The organism is Embleya sp. NPDC001921, assembly GCF_053594475.1.
Genome location: NZ_JBSFEO010000034.1, coordinates 57,901 through 77,826, shown reverse-complemented (window position 1 = coordinate 77,826; position 19,926 = coordinate 57,901). Strand labels below are relative to the sequence as shown.

Below are 19,926 nucleotides of genomic sequence, written 5' to 3'. Positions count from 1 at the left end.
ACCGAAGGACAGCCGCCGATGAGCCCTTTCCTGCCGCAGCCCGCCCGCGAGCGCTGGCAGCCGTTGCGCACCGGCCTGGTGGACCTGTTCCACTACGACGCGGAGGAGTTCCACTTCCGGGACGGGCGCCTGCTGCTGCGGGGCAACAACGGCACCGGTAAATCCAAGGTGCTCGCGCTGACCCTGCCCTTCCTCCTCGACGGCGACCTGTCCGCGCACCGGGTCGAACCCGACGGCGATCCACGCAAGCGGATGGAATGGAATCTGCTTCTGGGCGGCGAACACCCGCACAACGAGCGACTCGGCTACACGTGGATCGAATTCGGCAGGCGTGCCGGGGACGGCACCGTCGAGTACCGCACGCTGGGTTGCGGGCTCAAGGCGGTGGCGGGTAGAGGGATCGTTCGGCACTGGTACTTCCTGACCACGCAGCGCGTCGGCGCCGGCCTGTCCCTGATCGACGGCACCCGCACGGCGCTGACCCGGGATCGGCTGACCGAGGCATTGGCCGGTCACGGGCTGGTCTACGACCAGGCGGGCAGCTACCGCCGGGCCGTGGACGACGCGCTGTTCGGCCTCGGTGAACAGCGCTACGCCGCGCTCGTCGACCTGCTCATCCAACTGCGTCAGCCTCAACTGTCCAAACGACCCAGCGAGAAGACGCTCTCCAGAGCGCTAACCGAGGCCCTCACGCCGATGGACCAGGCAGTGGTCGCGGACGTCGCGGAAGCCTTCCGCAGTCTGGACGAGGATCAGGCCCGGCTCGCCGCGATGGCCGAGACCGAGCAGGCGGCAACCGCGTTCCTGACTCACTATCAGCGTTACGCCCGGGTTGCCTCTCGCCGCCGTGCCCGGCTCCCGCGCAGTGAACAGGCCCGCTACGACGGGCTGCGCGCCGAGTTGACCCGGGCGCAGACGGAGGAATCCGAGGCCGAACTCCGGGTCGCGGCGGCCGAGGAACTGATCGCCGGGCACGCCGCCGAGGCGACTCGGCTCCAGGCCCAGGACGAAGCTCTGCGAGCCGGCCCGGAGATGCGCAGCGCCCGCGAACTGGACCGGGCCGCCGAGACCGCGCGCTCCGCCCGAGCGGATGCGGCCCGCGCCGAAGCGGACGCACGGCGCGCGGACGAGGACGAACGGCGCGCGGGCGACCGAGCGGCCGGCGCTGCCGCCCGGTCGGCGGCAGCCGTCGACGATGTCGCCACCGTGCGCGGCATGGCCGCCGCCGCGGCCGGGCAGGCCATACTGACCGCCGCACACGCCGAACACGTGGCCGGCGCCCTGGTCGACGAACCTCGGGTGCGCCGGGCAGCCGACGATCTGGTCGACCGCCGTCGGCGCACCGTCGAGCTGCTTGCCGAGCTGCACCGCGAGGCCGATCGTCTCGCCGGTGTCCGCGCGGCGGCTCGCCAACGACTCACCGACATCGAGGGTGAACTGGCGGCCCAGGCCGAGGAACACGAGCACAGCGCCGAAGCGGTCCGGGTCCAGACGCGCGCCCTTGTCGCGGCCGTGCGCGAGTACCTGGCCGCGTGTACCGAACTGCGACCTGCGGATCCGGTCGGCCTACTCGACGAACTCACCGTGTGGGCGGACACGTTGGCGGGCCCCGACCCGGTCCACGCGGCCACCGCCGCGGCGGTTCGCGAACGGCACGCGGTGCTCGCGGCGCAGGCGGCCGGCCTGGCCGCGGAACGGCGGGAAACCGAAGCCCGGGCCGAACGGTTGCGCGCCGAGCTGGCCGAGCTGCACGCGGGTGGGACCCGCCCGCCACGGCCGCCGCACACCCGCGACGACGCCGCCCGCACGTCGCGCCCGGGCGCGCCCCTGTGGCGCCTGGTCGACTTCACCGACGCGGTGCCCGACGGCGCCGTCCGAGCCGGGATCGAAGCGGCCCTGGAGGCTTCCGGGTTGCTCGACGCCTGGATCGACCCGGACGGTACGGCGACCTCGGCGAGGACCGGCGATCTGCTCGCCCGGCCCGGGCCGGACGTTGCCGGACACACCCTCGGCGACGTGCTGCGTCCCGCGGTCGACCGAGGTGACGAACGGGCCACGGCCGTGCCGGACGCGACGGTGAGTCGGTTGCTCGCCTCGATCGGCTGGGGTTCGGGCAGCCGAGCGGTCACCCGGGTGGCGGCGGACGGCAGCTTCACCATCGGTGCGTTGACCGGCCGCTGGACCAAACCGAGCGCGGAATATCTGGGCGCGGGTGCCCGGGAGAGTGCCCGCCGGACCCGGATCGAGGTACTGACCGCCGAACTCACCGAGCTCGACGCCCGGTGGGTCGAACTCGAGGACCGGTCCGAGGCGGTGGCGACACGTCAGCATCGGCTCGACGAGGAGTCCGCGGCGCGACCGGGTGACGAGGCGCTGCGCCGGGCGCACGCGCAGTTCGCGGCCTCCGGTACCCACCTGGCGGCCCTGAGCACACGGCGCGCCGAACAGGAGCGGCTTGTGGCCGACGCGGCGACTCGCGCGGCCTCGGCCGAGGCCGAGGTCCGGCGCACTGCCGTCGACACCGGCCTGCCCGCCGAACCCGACGAGCTCGTCTCGGTCTCGGCCGGCCTGGCCCGATACCGCGAGGCACTGGCCGCGCTGTGGCCGGCGCTACGCGAGCACACCGCTGCCTCGACCGCTGCCGCCAACGAACTCGTCGAGGCCGAACGGGCGGCGGTGCACGCAAGCGAATTGCGCGAGCGGGCCGAGACGGCACAGCGCGCGGCCCTGGCCGCCGAGAGTGGGTACGAAACCCTGGCCGCCACCGTCGGCGCGGCCGTCGCCGAGCTGCAACGCAGGCTCACCGAGACGCGAACGGCCGTGCGTGCGTGCGAGGAGGCCGGCCGACGGGCCCACCGCGAGCACACGGACGCGGTCAAGGCCGCAGGCGTCGCCCAGGGGCGTCGTGGGCAACTGGAGCGCGACGTCGTCGAGTCCGCGCGCACCAGGGACGAAGCGGTCGCCGCACTGCGCCGGTTCGCGGGCACCGGCCTGCTGACCGTGGCCCTGCCGGAACTGGACGTACCCGCACCGGACTCCGGCTGGGCCCCCGATCCCTCGGTGCGCTTCGCGCGTCGCATCGAGCGCGAGTTGGAGCAGACCGAGGACTCGGACCAGGCGTGGGAGCGGGTACAGCGGCGGGTGGCGGAGGAACTGAAGAACCTCCAGGACGCCCTCGGGCGCCATGGACACACCGCCTCGGGCCACATGCTCGAGGACGGCGTGGTCGTCGACATCGTCTTTCAGGGCCGTACCTCGACGGTGGCCGATCTCGCAGCTTCCCTGGCGGCGGAGGTCGAGGCCCGGCGTCGGTTGCTCTCGGCCCGGGAGCGGGAGATCCTGGAAAATCATCTGATCTCCGAAGTGGCGGGCACGCTCCAGGAGTTGATCGGAGCGGCGGAACGCCGGGTGGCGGTGATGAACAGCGAGCTGGCGGCCCGCCCGACCAGCACCGGTATGCGGCTGCGACTGGTGTGGCGCCCGGCGCGGGAGGCTCCGACCGGCTTGGCCGCCGCGCGCAGTCGGCTGTTGCGTCAGACCGCCGACGCCTGGACGGCCGAGGACCGCGCGGCAGTGGGCGACTTCCTGCAGGCCGAGATCGCGCGCGTGCGCAGCCGGGACACCGGCGGCACCTGGGTCGAACAACTCACCACGGCCCTCGACTACCGCTCCTGGCACGAGTTCGGGATCGAGCGGCATCAGCACGGCCAGTGGAGTACAGCGACCGGTCCGGCCTCCGGCGGCGAACGGGTGCTCGCGGCCTCGGTGCCGCTGTTCGCGGCGGCGTCCTCGCACTACGCCTCGGCGGCGAACCCGTACGCGCCCCGGCTGGTCACGTTGGACGAGGCGTTCGCGGGTGTCGACGACGACTCGCGGGCCAAGTGCCTGGGTCTGTTGGCGGCCTTCGACCTGGACGTGGTGATGACCAGCGAGCGCGAATGGGGCTGCTATCCCGAGGTCCCAGGCTTGGCCATCGCCCAGTTGTCGCGTGTGGACGAGATCGCGGCGGTATTGGTGACCCGCTGGGAATGGAATGGCGAACATCGTTTCCGCGGCGTTGATCCCGGGCCGATGGTGACCGGTCCGGTGCCGACGCCGAGGTCGGGCGGCTCTGCCGATGCCGCGCAGGACGAGCTGTGGTCATGACCGGGACGCACCTCGAACGGCTGCTCGGCGGGGCGGACCTCGCGTGGTTGGTCGCTCGAACGCGACAGCGCCTCGAACGTGCCCGCGCACTCGACGGGTCGGTCACCCTCAAGGAGCCGACTGTGGCCCAACGAGCGGCAGTGGAACGGTTGTTGGGCCGACCGGCTCGCGCCGCCGGGTCGTTGTCGGTCGCGCTGTCGGCAGTCGATCGTATTCTTCGCGAATCGGGTGCGTGCCCGGCCGGCCTCGCGGCGGCCGTGGAGATCCTGGGTGGACCGGTGTCGGTCCGCCGGGAGTTGGCCTCGGCGCAGCGCAGCGCCTGGGACCAGGCCTTTCGGCCGGTGGAGGATCTGCTCGACACGCGGCCCGAGTTGTCGGAATGGGCGGCGGAGATCCGCGCGTCCGGACTGGTGCGACGGCTGTGCGGCACCCCGGAAGGCGCCGGACGCGTGTTGGCGGATGTCGCGAGCGTGCTCGGCGGGTTGCCGGTCGAGGGGGAGCCGATCGGTGTCTTCGCGGCGCGCGTCTGCGCCGACGCGCACGCACTCGACGAGGATCGTCCGGTGGCCACGCTGGTGTTCGGCGCGGCGCGGGTGCTGGCGGGGGCGCCGGCCGGAAGCGGCGCGGCGTGGCGGCGACGGGTCTGGGCAGGCGTCGGACTGCTCAAGGACGACCTGTCGAGCACGGTGCTCACCCTCGGACTGCCTGGTGACGACAGCTCGCCCACGGGGCGGGCGCTCGCGATCCTGACCGCGGCCGGGCAGCCGGCGGTGTTGACCCTGCGCCAGATCGTCGGCGATCCGCCCGCGGCGCTGACCGCGGGAACCGCCGTGTTCGTGTGCGAGAACCCGGCCGTGGTCGCGGCGGCCGCACACCGGATCGGGGCGGAGTGCCCGCCTCTGGTGTGTGTGTCCGGTCAGCCCGGCACGGCCGCCGTGGGGCTGTTGACGGCACTGACCGCCGCGGGAGCGGTGGTGCGGGCACACGGCGACTTCGACTGGGGCGGTCTGCGGATCGTGGCCGGCCTCGCCGCGCGGCTCACCGTCGAGCCGTGGCGCTACGGTGCCCGGGACTACCGGGCGGCCGTGGCCGCACGGCCCGGCACCGTGCTGACGGGCACCGCGACGGTGGCCGCGTGGGACCCGGACTTGGCGCCGGCGATGAAGGCGGCCGGCCGCCGGGTCGAGGAGGAGGCGGTCCTCGATCACCTCCTGGCCGATCTCCGGTCGACGGGGCGAGCCGGAACACGGTGAAGCCGACGGGGTGAGGGTTGTCCGGCCGGCGACGTGGTCCCGATCCGGTGAACGAGTCCGGGCCCGCGCGAGGTCGAAGTCGGCCGGCCGACCCGACAGGTCCGCAGACAACGCCCCTGTCCGGGAGGGCTGTTCCGGGTCGCTGGTCAGCCCGTGGGTGCTTGGCCCCGCCTCAGGAGGCGGGTTTCCTCGTCCGCCGGCAACTCCCCAGGCAGTGGGGGTTCGCCCCGGGCGCGGTCCCAGGCCAGGACGTCGGCGGCGGTGACCGACAGCGGTGTGGTCGGGAGGCCGGCGGCTCGGGCGCGGGTGGCGCTGCGTTGGCGGGCGGGCCATTGGGCCTCGGGGGTGACCAGGGGGAAGGGGCCGGGGACGGCGTCGGGGGAGACGGGGACGATTTCCACCTCGGTGCCGGCGGCCTGTGCGCAGGTGTGGATGAGGTCGCCCAGGGTGGTCGGTTCGGCGGGCCCCACGGCGTGGAAGGCGCCGGGGCGGTTGTCGATCAGGAGTCGGTTGACCAGGCCGGCCAGGTCGCGGGAGTCGACCACTTGGATCGGCTGTTCGGGCCGGCCAGGGAGGGCGACGCGGCCGCCGCGGGCGGCTCGGCGGCTCCAGTACGTGAAGGTTTCCTGGACGTCGTGGGGGCCGGCGACCTTGCCCGGTCGCACGATGGTGGCGCGGTCGCCGTAGCGGGCGAGCACGTCGTCCTCGCAGGCGACCTTGCAGGGGCCGTAGGTGTCGTTGTCGAGTACCTCGGTGTCGCGGACGGGTGCGCGGCGAGGGGTGTCCTCGTCCGAGCCCGGGCCGACTCCGGACTGTACGTAGACGGCGTGGCTGGAGACGAACAGGTAGCGGCCGACCCGGTCGCCGAGTACCGCCATCGCCTGCCCGACGTGGCGCGGTACGTATCCGCTGACGTCCACCACCGCGTCCCACTCGCCCACGCGCAGCGCCGTGTAGTCGCCGGTGTCGCGGTCGCCGATCCGCCGGGAGGCCTGCGGGAAGAGGTCGGCGCCGGTTCTGCCTCGGCCGAAGAGGGTCACCTCGGCGCCCCGGGCCAGTGCGTCCTCGACGATCGCCCGGCCCACGAACGCGGTGCCTCCGAGTACAAGAATGCGCATGGTTCGCGACCGTATCGGGTCGGTGGGATCGGCGCTCGCGTGTTTTCGACGGCTTCCTGAAGGCCTGTCCCATGGCCTTTCGAAGGCGTTTCGGCGACGGATGTGTCAACCGTGATTGACAGGTGGTGGGTGTCAACGTAGGTTGACGAGCATGACCGAAGCAACCGACCTCGCCAGTCGTGCGGGGGACCGGGATCCACGGGTGGGCCTACGGGCCGTGGCCGCGCTGCGCCGGCTGCTCGAGCAATTGGAGGCCGTGCAGGTGCGCAGTGCGCGCGTGCAGGGGTGGTCGTGGCAGGAGATCGCGGCCGAGCTCGGGGTGAGCCGCCAGGCGGTGCACAAGAAGCACGGGAGGAACTGATGTTCGAGAGGTTCACGGACAGTGCCCGGGGCGTCGTGTACGGGGCCATCGAGCACTCGCGGCGGGCCGGGGACGCCGGCGTGGAGGAGGAGCACATGCTCGCGGCGCTGCTGGACGCGCAGGGTACGCAGGCCTCGGTCGCGCTGGCGGCGCTCGGGTTCGTGGCGAGTCGGGACGAGTTCGAACGCGGACTGGCCCGGGCCCGGCGGCGCGGCGGTATGTCGCAGGCCGACGAGGCCGCGCTCGCCGACCTGGGGATCGACGTGGGGGAGATCGTCGCGCGCGTCGAACAGGCGCACGGCGAGGGCGCGTTGGCGGTGGGCCGACAGCGGCGCCGGTTGTGGCCCTTCGGTGGGCGTACGGGGCACGTTCCGTTCACGCCCGGCGCCAAGAAGGTGCTGGAGCAGTCGCTGCGCGAGTCGGTCGCGCGCGGTCAGCGGCATATCGGCGACGAGCACATTCTGCTCGCGCTCACCGCCCGATCGGGGGTGGTCGCGGACCTGCTCGCGGAGCACGGTGTCACCCACACGGCGGTACTGCGGGCGCTGGCGCCGACGGCACAGGCGGGCTGAGCACGCGCTCACGCGCTCACGCGCTCACGCGCGATGGGGGACGGGGACATCCGAAAGGGCCCGGGAAGGCTCGAGTTCGCTTGAGACTTCCCGGGCCCATACGCTCACGCCGCCGTGAACACCGACCGTGAACACCGACCGTGAACACCGGCCTCGCGCTGCGGCCGGTCCCTACTCCACCAAGCCGGCCCGCCGGAGGGCGTCCGCGATGGCGCCGCCGCCTCCGGCCGGGCCCTGCGGGCCTCGGCTCTGCTTCGGGGGAGTCGCGCGTCGGCCCTGACCGCCGCCCTGGGCGCCCGAGCCGCCGGTGCCTTGGCGTGCTCCGCCCTGTCGTCCGTCGCCCTGCCGGCCGCCGCCCTGTCGCCCGTCACCCTGTGGCCGACCCTCGCGAGCCCCGCGCTCCGGCCGAGGGCCGCGAGGGCCGCGGTCACCGCGGTCGGCCCGGTCGCCCCGTGCCCCGCGCTGCTCCGGCTCGTCCTCCAGCCGCAGCGTCAGCGAGATCCGCTTGCGCGGGATGTCCACGTCGAGCACCTTGACCCGGACCACGTCGCCCGACTTGACCACGTCGTGCGGATCGCTCACGAACGTCTTCGACATCGCCGAGACGTGCACGAGGCCGTCCTGGTGCACGCCGACGTCCACGAACGCGCCGAACGCGGCCACGTTGGTGACCACACCCTCCAGGAGCATGCCGGGTTGCAGGTCGGACAGCTTCTCGACACCCTCCCTGAAGGTCGCCGTCTTGAACGCCGGCCGCGGGTCACGCCCCGGCTTCTCCAACTCGCGCAGGATGTCGGTCACCGTCGGCAGGCCGAACTTCTCGTCCGTGAACGCCTTCGGGTCCAGCGCGCGCAGCCTCGGCGCCGCGCCGATCAGGGTCCGGACGTCGCCACCCGCCGCCGCGGCGATCTTGCGGACGACCGGGTACGCCTCCGGGTGTACCGAGGACGCGTCCAGCGGGTCGTCCCCGGCCGGGATTCGCAGGAAGCCCGCCGCCTGCTCGAACGCCTTCGGGCCCAGTCGCGCGACGTTCTTCAGGTCGCGCCGGGTCTTGAACGGGCCGTTCGCGTCCCGGTGTTGCACGATGTTGTCGGCCAGCGTCGCGCCGATCCCGGACACCCGCGTCAGCAGCGGCGCGGACGCGGTGTTGACGTCCACGCCGACCGCGTTCACGCAGTCCTCGACCACCGCGTCCAGCGAGCGGGACAACTTCAGCTCGGACAGGTCGTGCTGGTACTGGCCGACGCCGATCGACTTCGGGTCGATCTTGACCAACTCGGCCAACGGGTCCTGGAGTCGGCGGGCGATGGAGACCGCGCCGCGCAACGACACGTCCAGGTCCGGGAGTTCCTGTGAGGCGAAGGCCGAGGCGCTGTACACCGACGCGCCCGCCTCGGACACCATCACCTTGGTCAGGCCCAACTCGGGGTGCTTGGCGATCAGTTCGGCGGCCAGCTTGTCCGTCTCGCGGGAAGCGGTGCCGTTGCCGATCGCGATCAGGTCCACCCGGTGCGCGGCGGCCAGTTTGGCGAGGGTGGCGATCGACTCGTCCCAGCGGCGGCGCGGCTCGTGCGGGTAGATGGTCTCGGTGGCGACCACCTTGCCGGTGTCGTCGGTCACCGCGACCTTGACCCCGGTACGCAGGCCCGGGTCCAGGCCCATCGTGGCGCGGGTGCCGGCCGGCGCGGCGAGCAACAGGTCGCGCAGGTTGGCCGCGAACACCCGGACCGCCTCGTCCTCGGCCTCCTGCCGCAGCCGACCGCGCAGGTCGATGCCCAGGTGCACCAGGATCCGGGTACGCCAGGCCCAGCGCACGGTGTCCGCGAGCCACTTGTCGGCCGGGCGGTCGCGGTTGACGATGCCGAACGTGTGCGCGATCGAGCGCTCGTAGTCGGTCGGGCCGTCGACCTCCTCGTCCGTCGAGGGCGCCAGGGTCAGGTCGAGTACGTCCTCCTTCTCGCCCCGGAACATGGCCAGGATCCGGTGCGAGGGCAGCCGGGTGAACGGCTCGGCGAAGTCGAAGTAGTCGGCGAACTTGGCGCCGGCCTCCTCCTTGCCCTCGCGCACCTTGGCCACCACGCGCCCGCGCGTCCACATCCGCTCGCGCAGCGCGCCGATCAGGTCGGCGTCCTCGGCGAACCGCTCGACCAGGATCGAGCGCGCGCCGTCCAACGCCGCCTGCGCGTCCGCGACGCCCTTGTCCGCGTCGACGAACGCCTCGGCCGCGGCGGCCGGGTCGCGCGAGGGGTCGGCCAGCAGGCCGAGCGCGAGCGGTTCCAGGCCGGCCTCGCGGGCGATCTGCGCCTTGGTCCGCCGCTTCGTCTTGTACGGGAGGTAGATGTCCTCCAGCCGGGCCTTGGAGTCCGCCGCCAGGATCTGCGCCCGCAGCGGGTCGTCCAACTTGCCCTGCGCCTCGATCGCGGCGAGCACGGCGGTACGGCGCTCGTCCAGCTCCCGCAGGTAGCGCAGCCGTTCCTCCAGGTTGCGCAACTGCGTGTCGTCCAGGGTCCCGGTCACCTCCTTGCGGTACCGGGCGATGAACGGCACGGTGGCGCCGCCGTCGAGCAACTCGACCGCCGCTTTGACCTGCCCCTCCCGAACCCCGAGCTCCTCGGCGATCCGCCGATGCACATCCTGCCGCGCGCCCTGCTCCGTACCCTGCATCGTCACGTCCCGATCCACCTCATCACCAAGCCTGCCCCCGGCATTCTCTCGGGCCGCACCCCCCGTTGTCGCCCTGCCCCACCGCCACCACCCCGGATTCCCGGTCCGGCCGCCCGCGCGGGCCGCTCGGGCGCGGGCCGCTCGGGCGGGGGGTGACAGGGCGGGGTGGCGGAGGGAGCGTCGGCTGGGAGGCGGTGGCGAGGGTGGTCGCCGCTGTCTACCAGGGCGCCCGGGTTCCCGACCGGGGCGCGGGTCGCTCGGGCGTGGATGACGGATGTCGGGCTTGGGAGGTGGTGGGTGGGGGTGATGGCGCCCGCCCGCCGGCCGCCCGGGCGCCGGTTCGGGTCGCGGTGTCGCGCTCCGTCCGCCGCGCCGTGTCCCCGCGTCCTGTCCGCCGCGCCGGATCGAGGTTGGTTCAGCCTTCCGGGGGTGGGGGCGTGTTGGTGTCGCGCAGGGACGGGACGCGGCTCGGGCGGCGGCGTTCCTGGGCTTCGAGGAGGGGGAGGGTGCGCATCGGGACGACCTCGGACAGGACGATGACGCTGGTGGAGCGGACCACCTCGGGGATGCGGTTGATGTCGATCAGGATCTGTTGCAGGTCCTGATTCGAGGTGGCGGCGATCCGGCAGTGCACGTCGCCGATGCCGGTCGTCCCGTACGCCTCCAGCACCTGCGGGACCGCGCTCAGTGCGGTGGCCACGCCGGACAGGCCGCCCTGGGCGATCTCCAGTGTGACGAAGGCCAGAACCGGGTACCCGGCGGCGACCAGATCGACCTCGGGGCCGTAGCCGGTGATCACCCCCGCCGCCTCCATCCGCTCCAGGCGGGCCTGGACCGTGGCGCGGGAGACACCGATCACCCGGGACAGTTCCAACATGCCCGCCCGCGGGTGTTGGCGGCCGGCCCGGATGAGACGCACGTCCAATTCGTCGAGCGTGCTGCGCGAATCCTGTAGATCATCCCGCATATGAGGCACCCATCTAGGCAAATTGCATAGCTCGCAGATCGAACCTTGTCAGATGTTGCATTCGGAAGTGTACTTCCGGCATCCGTTCCTTTCCGAGGGGATCGCGCGTCATGAGCACCTTCACCACCCTTGAAGACACCGACGCCCTCGTCGGCGCCGTCGAGCACGACCCGGCGGGAGACCCCTTCCCGGTCGTCGCGATGGACCATGTTCGTTTCTTCGTCGGCAACGCCAAGCAGGCCGCGCACTACTACTCGACGGCGTTCGGGATGACCTGCGTCGCCTATCGCGGTCCCGAGACCGGGAGCCGCGACGTCGCCGAGTACGTGCTCGTGTCCGGCAAGGCACGTTTCCGCATCACCGGCGAGGTTCACGCCGGCACCGAGGTCGGCGTCGCGACCGCCGCCCACGGTGACGGCGTGTCCGACATCGCCATCGAGGTCCCCGACGTCGACAAGGCCATCGCCTTCGCCCGGGAGAACGGCGCGACCGTGCTGGTCGAGCCGCACGACGACACCGACGAGCACGGCACGGTGCGTACCGCGGTGCTGGCCACGTACGGCCAGACCCGGCACACGCTGGTGGACCGGTCCGGCTACAAGGGCCCGTTCCTGCCCGGCTTCGTCGCCGCCGAGCCGCTGTTCCGCGGCAAGCCCGCCGCCCACCCCAAGCGCTACTTCCAGGCCATCGACCACTGCGTGGGCAACGTCGAGCTCGGCCGGATGGACGAGTGGGTCGCCTTCTACAACCGCGTCATGGGCTTCACCAACATGAAGGAGTTCGTCGGCGACGACATCGCCACCGAGTACTCCGCGCTGATGTCCAAGGTGGTCACCAGCGGCAACCACCGGGTGAAGTTCCCGCTCAACGAGCCCGCCGTCAGCCGCAAGAAGTCGCAGATCGACGAGTACCTCGAGTTCTACGGCGGCCCCGGCGTCCAGCACATCGCGCTGGCCACCGGCGACATCGTGGCCTCGGTGCGCGCGATGGCCGAGATGGGCGTCGAGTTCCTGTCCACCCCGGACAGCTACTACGACACGCTCGGGGAATGGGCCGGCGAGACCCGGGTACCCGTCGAGACGTTGCGCGAACTGAAGATCCTGGTCGACCGCGACGAGGACGGCTACCTGCTCCAGATCTTCACCAAGCCCGTGCAGGACCGGCCGACGGTGTTCTTCGAGCTGATCGAGCGGCACGGTTCGCTCGGTTTCGGCAAGGGGAACTTCAAGGCGCTGTTCGAAGCGATCGAGCGCGAGCAGGAGCGCCGCGGCAACCTCTAGGCCGAGGGGCCGGCCGTCGGGTACGGCGGCGGCCGGCGGGACACGGGCCGACAGGGCAGCGGGAGCGGACGGAGGAGTCGGGCAGTCATGGCGTACTACCGCAGCGTGGGCGAGGTGCCGCCGAAGCGGCACACCCAGCACCGCCGCCCTGACGGCGGCCTCTACTACGAGGAGCTGATGGGCGAGGAGGGCTTCACCTCCGACTCCTCGCTGCTCTATCACCGCGCGATCCCGTCGGCGATCGCCGACGCGAGCGTGTGGGAGGTCCCCGACCAGAGCGTCACCGCCAACCATCCGCTCAAGCCGCGCCACCTCAAGTTGCACGAGCTGTTCGCGGACAACGAGTGGAAGGCCGTCGACGCGGTCACCGGTCGGCGGCTGGTGCTGGGCAACGGCGACGTACGAATCTCCTACGTGGTCGCGGGCAGCCCCTCCCCGCTGTACCGCAACGCGCTCGGCGACGAGTGCGTGTACATCGAGTCCGGCTCCGGGACGGTGGAGACCGTGTTCGGCGCGCTCACCGTCGGACCCGGCGACTACGTGATCCTGCCGCGCGCCACCACCCACCGCTGGGTGCCCGGCACCGAGGAGCCGCTGCGCGCGTACTGCATCGAGGCCAACTCGCACATCACGCCCGCCAAGCGCTACCTCTCCCGGTTCGGCCAACTGCTCGAGCACGCGCCGTTCTGCGAGCGGGACCTGTGCGGGCCGGTCCAACCGCTGCTGGCCGAGGGCACCGACGTCGAGGTGCTGGTCAAGCACCGCGGCCTGGGCGGGGAGATCGCCGGCACCCGCTACGTCTACCCCACCCACCCGTTCGACGTGGTCGGCTGGGACGGGTGCCTGTACCCGTACGTGTTCAACATCTCCGACTTCGAGCCGATCACCGGCCGGATCCACCAACCGCCGCCCGCGCACCAGGTGTTCGAGGGGCGGGGGTTCGTGATCTGCAACTTCGTGCCGCGCAAGGTGGACTACCACCCGCTGTCGATCCCGGTGCCGTACTACCACTCCAACGTGGACTCGGACGAGGTCATGTTCTACTGCGGCGGCAACTACGAGGCCCGCAAGGGGTCCGGGATCGGCCAGGGCTCGATCTCGCTGCACCCGGGCGGGCACGCGCACGGGCCGCAGCCCGGCGCCTACGAGCGCAGCATCGGCATCGAGTTCTTCGACGAGCTCGCGGTCATGGTGGACACCTTCAGCCCGCTGGGTGTCGGCGAGGGCGGCATCGCGAGCGAGGATCCCGGTTACGCGTGGACCTGGGCCGGGAAGGCGCCAGGACCATGAGCGCATCCACCGACGCCCCCGAGACCCTGCACCAGGCGTTGTTCACCGGATTGTGGGACGACGCCGCGTTGTTCCCGCCCGGCAACGCCCCGATGGCCGAGGCGGTGCCCGCGCACCGGGTGTACCGCGACGAGTGGTTCGCGCCGTTCGTGCGCAACTTCCTGGTCGGCGCGGCACACGTGCCCGACCTGCTCGCGCTCGCCGATCCCGGCGCGCCGCTGCGCGTGGTGCTCGTGGCCCCCGGCGGCCCCGCCTCGGTGGGTTCCGCCGTACACACCATCCTGAACACCCCCGGGTTGTTCCTGGAGGGCATCGAGGTCGCCGGCGACGGCGAGATCGGCAAGGCGGTCGCGGCGCTGCACGAACACCTGCCGGAGATGACGGCGGGCTACGTCGAGGTCCTCAAAGGCGCGGGCCTCGACGCAGACCTGGACAATCTCGCCGGCACGTACGGGCGGCCCAAGTTCCGCACCGGCGGTACCGCCGCGCACGCGTTCCCGGACGAGGCCGAACTGGCCGCGTTCCTCCACGCGTGCCGGATCCGCGAACTGCCGTTCAAGGTCACGGCCGGGCTGCACAACGCCGTGCGGCACACCGACCCGACCACGGGTTTCGAGCACCACGGGTACCTCAACCTGATGCTCGCCACCCACCACGCCGTCGCCGGCGCCGAACCGGACGCGGTCGCCGACGTGCTCGCGATCCGCGACAGCGCCGAACTCACCCGGATGGCGCACGACCTGACGCTGACCGAGCGCACCCGCCTGCGCGGATACCTGACCTCGTACGGCACCTGTAGCGTCGCCGAGCCGCTCCAGGACGCACTCACCCTGGGTCTGCTCGGCGAACCCCCGCACCAGCGCGACTGATCCGATCGAGGAGCCCGACGTCTCATGCCCACCACCTGGGTCCCGCTGCCGACCGACACGGTGTACGGCATCGACAACCTGCCCTACGGCGTGTTCGCCACCGACCGCGAGCCGGACCGGCCGCGGGTGGGGGTGGCGATCGGCGACTTCGTGCTGGACGCCGGCGCGGCGGCGCACGCGGTCGGGGCGCCGGCCGACGTGCTGGACGCGCCGAGCCTGACCGAGTTGATGGCGGCCGGCCGGGCGACCTGGACCGCGGTGCGTGCCTCGCTCACCACCTGGCTGACCGATCCCGAGCTGCGGGCGAGCGTCGAACCGCACCTGATCCCGCGTCGGGAGGTGGTGCTGCGGCTGCCGTTCGAGGTCGCGGACTACGTCGACTTCTACGCCTCCGAGCACCACGCGAGCAACCTCGGTCGGATCTTCCGGCCCGGCTCCGAGCCGTTGACCCCGAACTGGAAGCACCTGCCCATCGGCTACCACGGCCGCGCCGGCACCGTGGTGGTCTCGCACACGCCGATCGTGCGCCCCAGCGGGCAGCGCAAGGCGCCCACCGACGCGGTGCCCTCGTTCGGACCCACCCGCCGGCTGGACATCGAGGCCGAGGTCGGCTTCGTCGTGGGCGCCGGTTCCGAACTCGGCACGCCGGTCGGGCTCGCCGACTTCGCCGACCACGTGTTCGGCGTGTGCCTGGTCAACGACTGGTCCGCCCGGGACATCCAGGCCTGGGAGTACGTCCCGCTCGGCCCGTTCCTGGGCAAGTCGTTCGCCACCTCGGTGTCGCCGTGGATCGTCCCCCTCGAAGCACTCGGCGTCGCACGCGTGGCACCCCCCGCGCGCGACGTCGAGCCACTGCCCTACCTGGACGACCGTACCGGCGAACCGTGGGGCCTGGACCTGGCCCTGGAGGTCCGGCTCAACGGCCACCTGATCTCCCGGCCGCCGTTCGCCGCGATGTACTGGACGGCCGCGCAACAGCTCGCGCACATGACCGTCAACGGCGCGGCGCTGCGCCCGGGCGACCTGTTCGCCTCCGGCACGGTCAGCGGCCCGGAGGCCGACCAGCGCGGCGCGCTGATCGAGATCACCTGGAACGGCGAGAATCCCCTCAAACTCCCGGACGGGTCCACCCGGACCTATCTGGAGGACGGCGACGAGGTCACGATCACCGCTACCGCCCCCGGTCCGAACGGCACTCGTATCGGATTCGGCGAGGTAAGCGGGCGAATCCTGGCAGCGCGCTGACCTGATGCCGGCTCCCGCAGCTTGCGGGAGCCGGCATATCGCCGGAGGCGGACGCTTCGAGGCGATCGGCCCGAGGCGATCGGCCCAAGGCGGATGGGCCGGGGTGATCGGCCCGAGACGGACATTTCACGGCGCGGTCCGACGCGAGCCCCCGGCGCGACCGCGAGAGGTCGCCTTGCGACGCCGACGGCATCGTGCCGCGCGTCGGCGAAGCCCCGCCGCTCGGTGAGGGTGATCGAGCGTGCCCACCACATCCGCACGACGGCGGACGGTACGTCCGCGCCCACCGCGATCGCGGCGGGATACGCGCTGCACGGCGACCGGATCACCGGGCCGGCCGACCGTCCGAAAACGACCGCTCCAGGATTCTCGGGCTCCCGAACTCCCCGACTTCCGGGGCCCTTGAGGCTCCCGGACATCCACCGTCGCCGCGTGGGCGGCCTCCAGGCCCTTCCGGGTGCTTCGGCGCGCTCCGGTCGACCCGATGCCGCGTCCGGCCCGCCACACAAGGCCGTGGCGGCCTCGTGGGCCTCGATCGTGACGCAAGCCCCCGGCCGACCCTCCGGCCCGCCCCCCGATGCCGCGTCCGGCCCGCCCGCGAGGCGCCGAGCGATGGAATCCGGCCGGCCGTTCGACCCGTTCGACGACGCCGTGGACCTCGCCGAGCATGCCCTCGGCGGCGATCCACGGCTCTCGTCCGTCGACGCGCCACGACGCGGTCTCGCGCACCGAGACAGGCCCCCGCCTCGATCCCGGTCGCGATCCCTCCGGACTCCACCCGCTCGGCGAATGCCTCGCCGGACGAGCGGACAGGTCACACACCCGGGCGGCAGGGCCGCCCGGTTCGGTTCATGGGGTACCGGTCATCCGATGTGGATCGCCCGGTGTTGCCCGCTTTTGTCGTAGTAGCCGGGACCGGCCACCAGAGCGGTGCGGAAGTACAGGCCCTCGCCGACGACGCCGTTGTTGTTGCCGTGCCCGGGCACGAACGGCTGCCACAGGGCCACCAGCAGGTCGGGGGCCACCAACGAGGCCCCCTCGGTCTCCACCCGGACGGGTGTCAGTTCACCGAGCAGCCGGGTGACGTCGACGGCCGGCGTACCGAAGACGTCGACGCCCAGACACAACACCGTGTCCGCGAAGTCGTCCTCGGACCGGTGCACCTCGATCGCCTCGACCAGTCCGTCCTTGTCGCTCACCACATGAATCGAGAGGTCCGCACCGAAGTGGGCGAACCCACGAGTGCGTCCCGACAGATCTCCTCCGAGTTCGCGCAGAGCCGCCTCTGCCTCGTCCATGGACATGCCGATCTTGATCGGCCCTACGCCGTAAGGCGGATCCAACTCAAGCTGCACGTGATCTCCCTCGCCTCGAACAACCGAGTATGGCGCACCGTCATCGGGCGTCCCCGCACCCGGTTGCCGGTTCGGCGCGGGAGGGCGTCCGGGTGCCCGTACCCGGACGGCAACGCTCCCGTCGGGGCCGGCGTCGGCTTCGGCTTTGTACCCGTTCGGGCCAATCCGGGAAACGCCGACACCGGCTCCGGGAGCGCTACCGCGGGGTGCCGAAGACCTGCGTCCACGAGGTGCCGTAGGTGCCGCCGGTGACATACCCGACACCGATCTCGGTGAACTCCGGAGTGAGGATGTTCTTGCGGTGGCCGGGACTGTCCATCCAGCCCTGCACCACCTCGGCCGGCGTGCGCTGCCCGCACGCGATGTTCTCCCCTATCCGGCTGTAGAGGTAGCCCGCCGCGATCGCCCGGTCCCATGGCTCGCGGCCGTCCGGATCGGTGTGTGAGAAGAACGCGCGGCTGATCATGTCCGCGCTGAACGCCTGTGCGCACGCGGTCAATTGTGGCTGCGGGGCGAGCGCGCGCAGGCCGTGCCGGGCCCGCTCGACATTGGTCAACTCGACCACCCCGCGCTGGAACTCGGAGAGCCCCGAGGGGGTTTGGGTCTGCTCCTCGACCTCGACGCCGAAGTCCCGGGCGATCCCGGCCAGCCCGTCCGCGTAGCCCTGGCCCAGCGCGCGCACCTTCCAGTCCGCACCGCGCCGGTAGATCTCGGCCAGCAACAACACCGTCTCGGCACGTGGCCGGGGCGGGGTGAACCGCGCCAGCAGCGTGCCGCTCGCACCGGTGAGCGTCATCGCCGGCGGCGGCAACTCGCCCAGCGTGTGCGTGGTGTCGGCGGGACTGATCACCACCGTCACGCGCGTGGCGCCCGCCCGCAGGCCGGTCGGGTCCACCGTGACGGTGTCCCCGCCCAGCCGTACCCCCGGCGCGGAGACCTGGTTGAAGAAGACGAAGTCCGCGTCGCCGGACACCCGTCGGTCCTCACCCGTGATCAGGGCGGAGATGTCGAAGGGGCCGGGCACGCGTACGCGCACGACGCCGCCCGGTAAGGATTGGTTCGCACCCGGCGGCAGTTCGTTCATGACCTCGGATTCTAACGACGGATCACAGCTCGGTGACCCGGCCGTCCGCGACTTCGATCCGGCGGGTGGTGCGCACCGCCTCCAGCATCCGCCGGTCGTGGGTGACCAGGAGCAGCGTGCCCTGGTAGGACTCCAACGCCGACTCCAACTGCTCGATCGCGGGCAGGTCCAGGTGGTTCGTCGGCTCGTCCAGTACCAGCAGGTTGACCCCCTCGGCCTGGAGCAGGGCCAGGGCGGCGCGGGTGCGCTCACCCGGGGACAGGGTCGCCGCCGGGCGCAGCACGTGCGCCGCCTTGAGCCCGAACTTGGCCAGCAGCGTGCGCACATCGGCCGGAAGCAGGTCCGGGACCACCGCGCAGAACGCCTCCAGGAGCGGCAGATCACCCAGGAACAACCCGCGCGCCTGGTCCACCTCGCCGACCACGACACCCGAACCCAGCGAGCCCCGACCGCCGGTCAACTCGGCCCGCCCGAGCAGCACCGCCAGCAGCGTCGACTTGCCCGCGCCGTTCGCGCCGGTGATCGCGACCCGATCCGCCCAGTCGATCTGCAACGTCACCGGACCCAGTGTGAAGCCGCCGCGCTCGACCACCGCGCCGTGCAGCGCGGCCACCACCGCGCCCGCGCGCGGCGCCGCGGCGATCTCCATCCGCAGCTCCCACTCCTTGCGGGGCTCCTCGACCACCTCCAGGCGCTCGATCATCCGCTCGGTCTGGCGGGCCTTGGACGCCTGCTTCTCGCTCGCCTCGGACCGGGTCTTGCGGCTGATCTTGTCGTTGTCGGTGGACTTGCGGCGCGCGTTGCGGGTGCCCTTGTCCATCCACCCGCGCTGCATCCGGGCCCGGGCCTCCAGATCGCCGCGCTTGTCGGCGTACTCGTCGAACTCCTCGCGCGCGTGCCGGCGGGCCACTTCGCGCTCGGTCAGGTACGCGTCGTAGCCGCCGCCGTAGCTGCGGATCCGCTGCTGGGCCAAGTCCAGTTCGACCACCCGGTCCACCGTCCGGGCCAGGAACTCGCGGTCGTGGCTGATCACCACGGTGCCCGCGCGCAACCCGGTGACGAACCGCTCCAACCGGTCCAGCCCGTCCAGGTCCAGGTCGTTGGTCGGCTCGTCGAGCAGGAACACGTCGTACCGGCTGAGCAGCAGCGACATCAGCCCCGCGCGCGCGGCCTGACCGCCGGACAGCGCGGTCATCTCGCGATCCAGGTCCACCGCCAGGCCCAGGTCCGCCGCGACCTCCTCGGCCCGCTCCTCCAGGTCCGCGCCGCCCAGGTCCAGCCAGCGATCCAGCGCGATGGCGTACTCGTCGTCGGCGCCCGCGCGGCCCTCGACCAGGCCCTCGGTCGCGGTGTCGAGCGCGGCCTGCGCGGCGGCGACCCCGGTGCGCCGGGCCAGGAACGCGCGCACGGTCTCGCCCGGGCGCCGCTCCGGCTCCTGGGGCAGATGGCCCACCGACGCGGTCGGCGGGCTCACCTGGATCGCTCCCGCCTCCGGCTCGGCCAGCCCGGCGAGGAGTTTCAACAGGGTGGACTTGCCCGCGCCGTTCACCCCGACCAGACCCACGACGTCGCCGGGGGCGATCACCAGGTCCAATCCGGAGAACAGGACACGGTCACCGTGTCCGGCGGCAAGGTCTTTGACGACGATCGTGGCGCTCATGAGGATACGAATCCTATCGGCCGCTGAAAGGATGACGACGTCCGTGTAGCACCGGCCCGTGC

14 protein-coding genes are annotated in these 19,926 nt (G+C 72.2%); 8 read left to right on the top strand and 6 right to left on the bottom strand.

What is annotated here, in order from left to right; translation table 11 throughout:
- Nucleotides 1-18: 18 nt before the first annotated feature.
- Nucleotides 19-4,146 carry a TIGR02680 family protein gene (locus ACWCPW_RS33350; protein WP_449765291.1) on the top strand — a complete coding sequence of 1,376 codons (4,128 nt, stop codon included), beginning with the start codon at nucleotides 19-21 and terminating at the stop codon, nucleotides 4,144-4,146.
- Nucleotides 4,143-5,399 carry a TIGR02679 family protein gene (locus ACWCPW_RS33345; RefSeq protein ID WP_449765290.1) on the top strand — a complete coding sequence of 419 codons (1,257 nt, stop codon included), beginning with the start codon at nucleotides 4,143-4,145 and terminating at the stop codon, nucleotides 5,397-5,399. Before ACWCPW_RS33350 ends, ACWCPW_RS33345 begins: the two co-directional genes overlap by 4 nt.
- Nucleotides 5,400-5,545: 146 nt before the next feature.
- Here ACWCPW_RS33345 and ACWCPW_RS33340 read toward each other — a convergent pair whose 3' ends face one another.
- A complete protein-coding gene (locus ACWCPW_RS33340; RefSeq protein ID WP_449765289.1) occupies nucleotides 5,546-6,517 on the bottom strand; it encodes an NAD-dependent epimerase/dehydratase family protein in 972 nt (323 codons plus the stop codon).
- A 151-nt stretch (nucleotides 6,518-6,668) separates the two neighbouring features.
- On the opposite strand from ACWCPW_RS33340, the gene ACWCPW_RS33335 reads away from it, so the two are divergent.
- Both ACWCPW_RS33335 and ACWCPW_RS33330 read left to right on the top strand, forming a co-directional pair.
- Nucleotides 6,669-6,878 carry a helix-turn-helix domain-containing protein gene (locus ACWCPW_RS33335; RefSeq protein WP_026218136.1) on the top strand — a complete coding sequence of 70 codons (210 nt, stop codon included), beginning with the start codon at nucleotides 6,669-6,671 and terminating at the stop codon, nucleotides 6,876-6,878.
- Nucleotides 6,878-7,450 (top strand): Clp protease N-terminal domain-containing protein, encoded by a 573-nt coding sequence (locus ACWCPW_RS33330; protein ID WP_449765288.1) that lies wholly within the window; start codon nucleotides 6,878-6,880, stop codon nucleotides 7,448-7,450. Before ACWCPW_RS33335 ends, ACWCPW_RS33330 begins: the two co-directional genes overlap by 1 nt.
- A gap of 171 nt (nucleotides 7,451-7,621) precedes the next feature.
- Here ACWCPW_RS33330 and ACWCPW_RS33325 read toward each other — a convergent pair whose 3' ends face one another.
- Together ACWCPW_RS33325 and ACWCPW_RS33320 are read right to left on the bottom strand one after the other, a co-directional pair.
- Nucleotides 7,622-10,114: a Tex family protein gene (locus tag ACWCPW_RS33325; protein ID WP_449765332.1), complete on the bottom strand. Its 2,493-nt coding sequence runs from the start codon at nucleotides 10,112-10,114 to the stop codon at nucleotides 7,622-7,624.
- Between the two features lie 415 nt (nucleotides 10,115-10,529).
- Nucleotides 10,530-11,081: an Lrp/AsnC family transcriptional regulator gene (locus tag ACWCPW_RS33320; RefSeq protein ID WP_449765287.1), complete on the bottom strand. Its 552-nt coding sequence runs from the start codon at nucleotides 11,079-11,081 to the stop codon at nucleotides 10,530-10,532.
- Nucleotides 11,082-11,281: 200 nt separating this feature from the next.
- Here ACWCPW_RS33320 and hppD point away from each other — a divergent pair, with 200 nt between their 5' ends.
- The 4 genes from hppD (at nucleotide 11,282) to fahA (ending at nucleotide 15,765) form a co-directional block, all read left to right on the top strand.
- Nucleotides 11,282-12,361, top strand: coding sequence for a 4-hydroxyphenylpyruvate dioxygenase (hppD, locus tag ACWCPW_RS33315; protein WP_395859891.1), 1,080 nt, complete (start codon nucleotides 11,282-11,284; stop codon nucleotides 12,359-12,361).
- 87 nt (nucleotides 12,362-12,448) lie between these two features.
- Nucleotides 12,449-13,651 (top strand): homogentisate 1,2-dioxygenase, encoded by a 1,203-nt coding sequence (locus ACWCPW_RS33310; RefSeq protein ID WP_449765286.1) that lies wholly within the window; start codon nucleotides 12,449-12,451, stop codon nucleotides 13,649-13,651.
- Nucleotides 13,648-14,520, top strand: coding sequence for a hypothetical protein (locus tag ACWCPW_RS33305; RefSeq protein ID WP_449765285.1), 873 nt, complete (start codon nucleotides 13,648-13,650; stop codon nucleotides 14,518-14,520). The genes ACWCPW_RS33310 and ACWCPW_RS33305 overlap by 4 nt, the downstream gene beginning before the upstream one ends.
- Nucleotides 14,521-14,544: 24 nt before the next feature.
- Nucleotides 14,545-15,765 carry a fumarylacetoacetase gene (gene fahA / locus ACWCPW_RS33300; protein WP_449765284.1) on the top strand — a complete coding sequence of 407 codons (1,221 nt, stop codon included), beginning with the start codon at nucleotides 14,545-14,547 and terminating at the stop codon, nucleotides 15,763-15,765.
- A gap of 863 nt (nucleotides 15,766-16,628) precedes the next feature.
- On the opposite strand, the gene ACWCPW_RS33295 is transcribed toward fahA, so the two are convergent.
- The 3 genes from ACWCPW_RS33295 to ACWCPW_RS33285 all read right to left on the bottom strand — a co-directional run bounded on the left by ACWCPW_RS33295 (nucleotide 16,629) and on the right by ACWCPW_RS33285 (nucleotide 19,864).
- Nucleotides 16,629-17,120, bottom strand: a complete 492-nt coding sequence (locus ACWCPW_RS33295) for a hypothetical protein (RefSeq protein WP_395859377.1) — start codon at nucleotides 17,118-17,120, stop codon at nucleotides 16,629-16,631.
- Nucleotides 17,121-17,316: 196 nt separating this feature from the next.
- The gene (locus tag ACWCPW_RS33290; RefSeq protein ID WP_449765283.1) at nucleotides 17,317-18,204 is read right to left on the bottom strand and encodes a CAP domain-containing protein; all 888 of its coding nucleotides are present in this window, start codon (nucleotides 18,202-18,204) and stop codon (nucleotides 17,317-17,319) included.
- 22 nt (nucleotides 18,205-18,226) lie between these two features.
- Nucleotides 18,227-19,864: an ABC-F family ATP-binding cassette domain-containing protein gene (locus tag ACWCPW_RS33285; protein WP_449765282.1), complete on the bottom strand. Its 1,638-nt coding sequence runs from the start codon at nucleotides 19,862-19,864 to the stop codon at nucleotides 18,227-18,229.
- Nucleotides 19,865-19,926 lie beyond the last annotated feature (62 nt).

Coding starts and splice junctions, on each gene's coding strand:
- ACWCPW_RS33335 (WP_026218136.1), top strand. CDS start 6,669: ATGACCGAAGCAACCGACCTCGCCAGTCGTGCGGGGGACCGGGATCCA.
- ACWCPW_RS33325 (WP_449765332.1), bottom strand. CDS start 10,114: ATGCAGGGTACGGAGCAGGGCGCGCGGCAGGATGTGCATCGGCGGATC.
- ACWCPW_RS33310 (WP_449765286.1), top strand. CDS start 12,449: ATGGCGTACTACCGCAGCGTGGGCGAGGTGCCGCCGAAGCGGCACACC.
- ACWCPW_RS33305 (WP_449765285.1), top strand. CDS start 13,648: ATGAGCGCATCCACCGACGCCCCCGAGACCCTGCACCAGGCGTTGTTC.
- ACWCPW_RS33290 (WP_449765283.1), bottom strand. CDS start 18,204: ATGAACGAACTGCCGCCGGGTGCGAACCAATCCTTACCGGGCGGCGTC.
- ACWCPW_RS33350 (WP_449765291.1), top strand. CDS start 19: ATGAGCCCTTTCCTGCCGCAGCCCGCCCGCGAGCGCTGGCAGCCGTTG.
- ACWCPW_RS33330 (WP_449765288.1), top strand. CDS start 6,878: ATGTTCGAGAGGTTCACGGACAGTGCCCGGGGCGTCGTGTACGGGGCC.
- ACWCPW_RS33320 (WP_449765287.1), bottom strand. CDS start 11,081: ATGCGGGATGATCTACAGGATTCGCGCAGCACGCTCGACGAATTGGAC.
- fahA (WP_449765284.1), top strand. CDS start 14,545: ATGCCCACCACCTGGGTCCCGCTGCCGACCGACACGGTGTACGGCATC.
- ACWCPW_RS33345 (WP_449765290.1), top strand. CDS start 4,143: ATGACCGGGACGCACCTCGAACGGCTGCTCGGCGGGGCGGACCTCGCG.
- ACWCPW_RS33340 (WP_449765289.1), bottom strand. CDS start 6,517: ATGCGCATTCTTGTACTCGGAGGCACCGCGTTCGTGGGCCGGGCGATC.
- ACWCPW_RS33285 (WP_449765282.1), bottom strand. CDS start 19,864: ATGAGCGCCACGATCGTCGTCAAAGACCTTGCCGCCGGACACGGTGAC.
- hppD (WP_395859891.1), top strand. CDS start 11,282: ATGGACCATGTTCGTTTCTTCGTCGGCAACGCCAAGCAGGCCGCGCAC.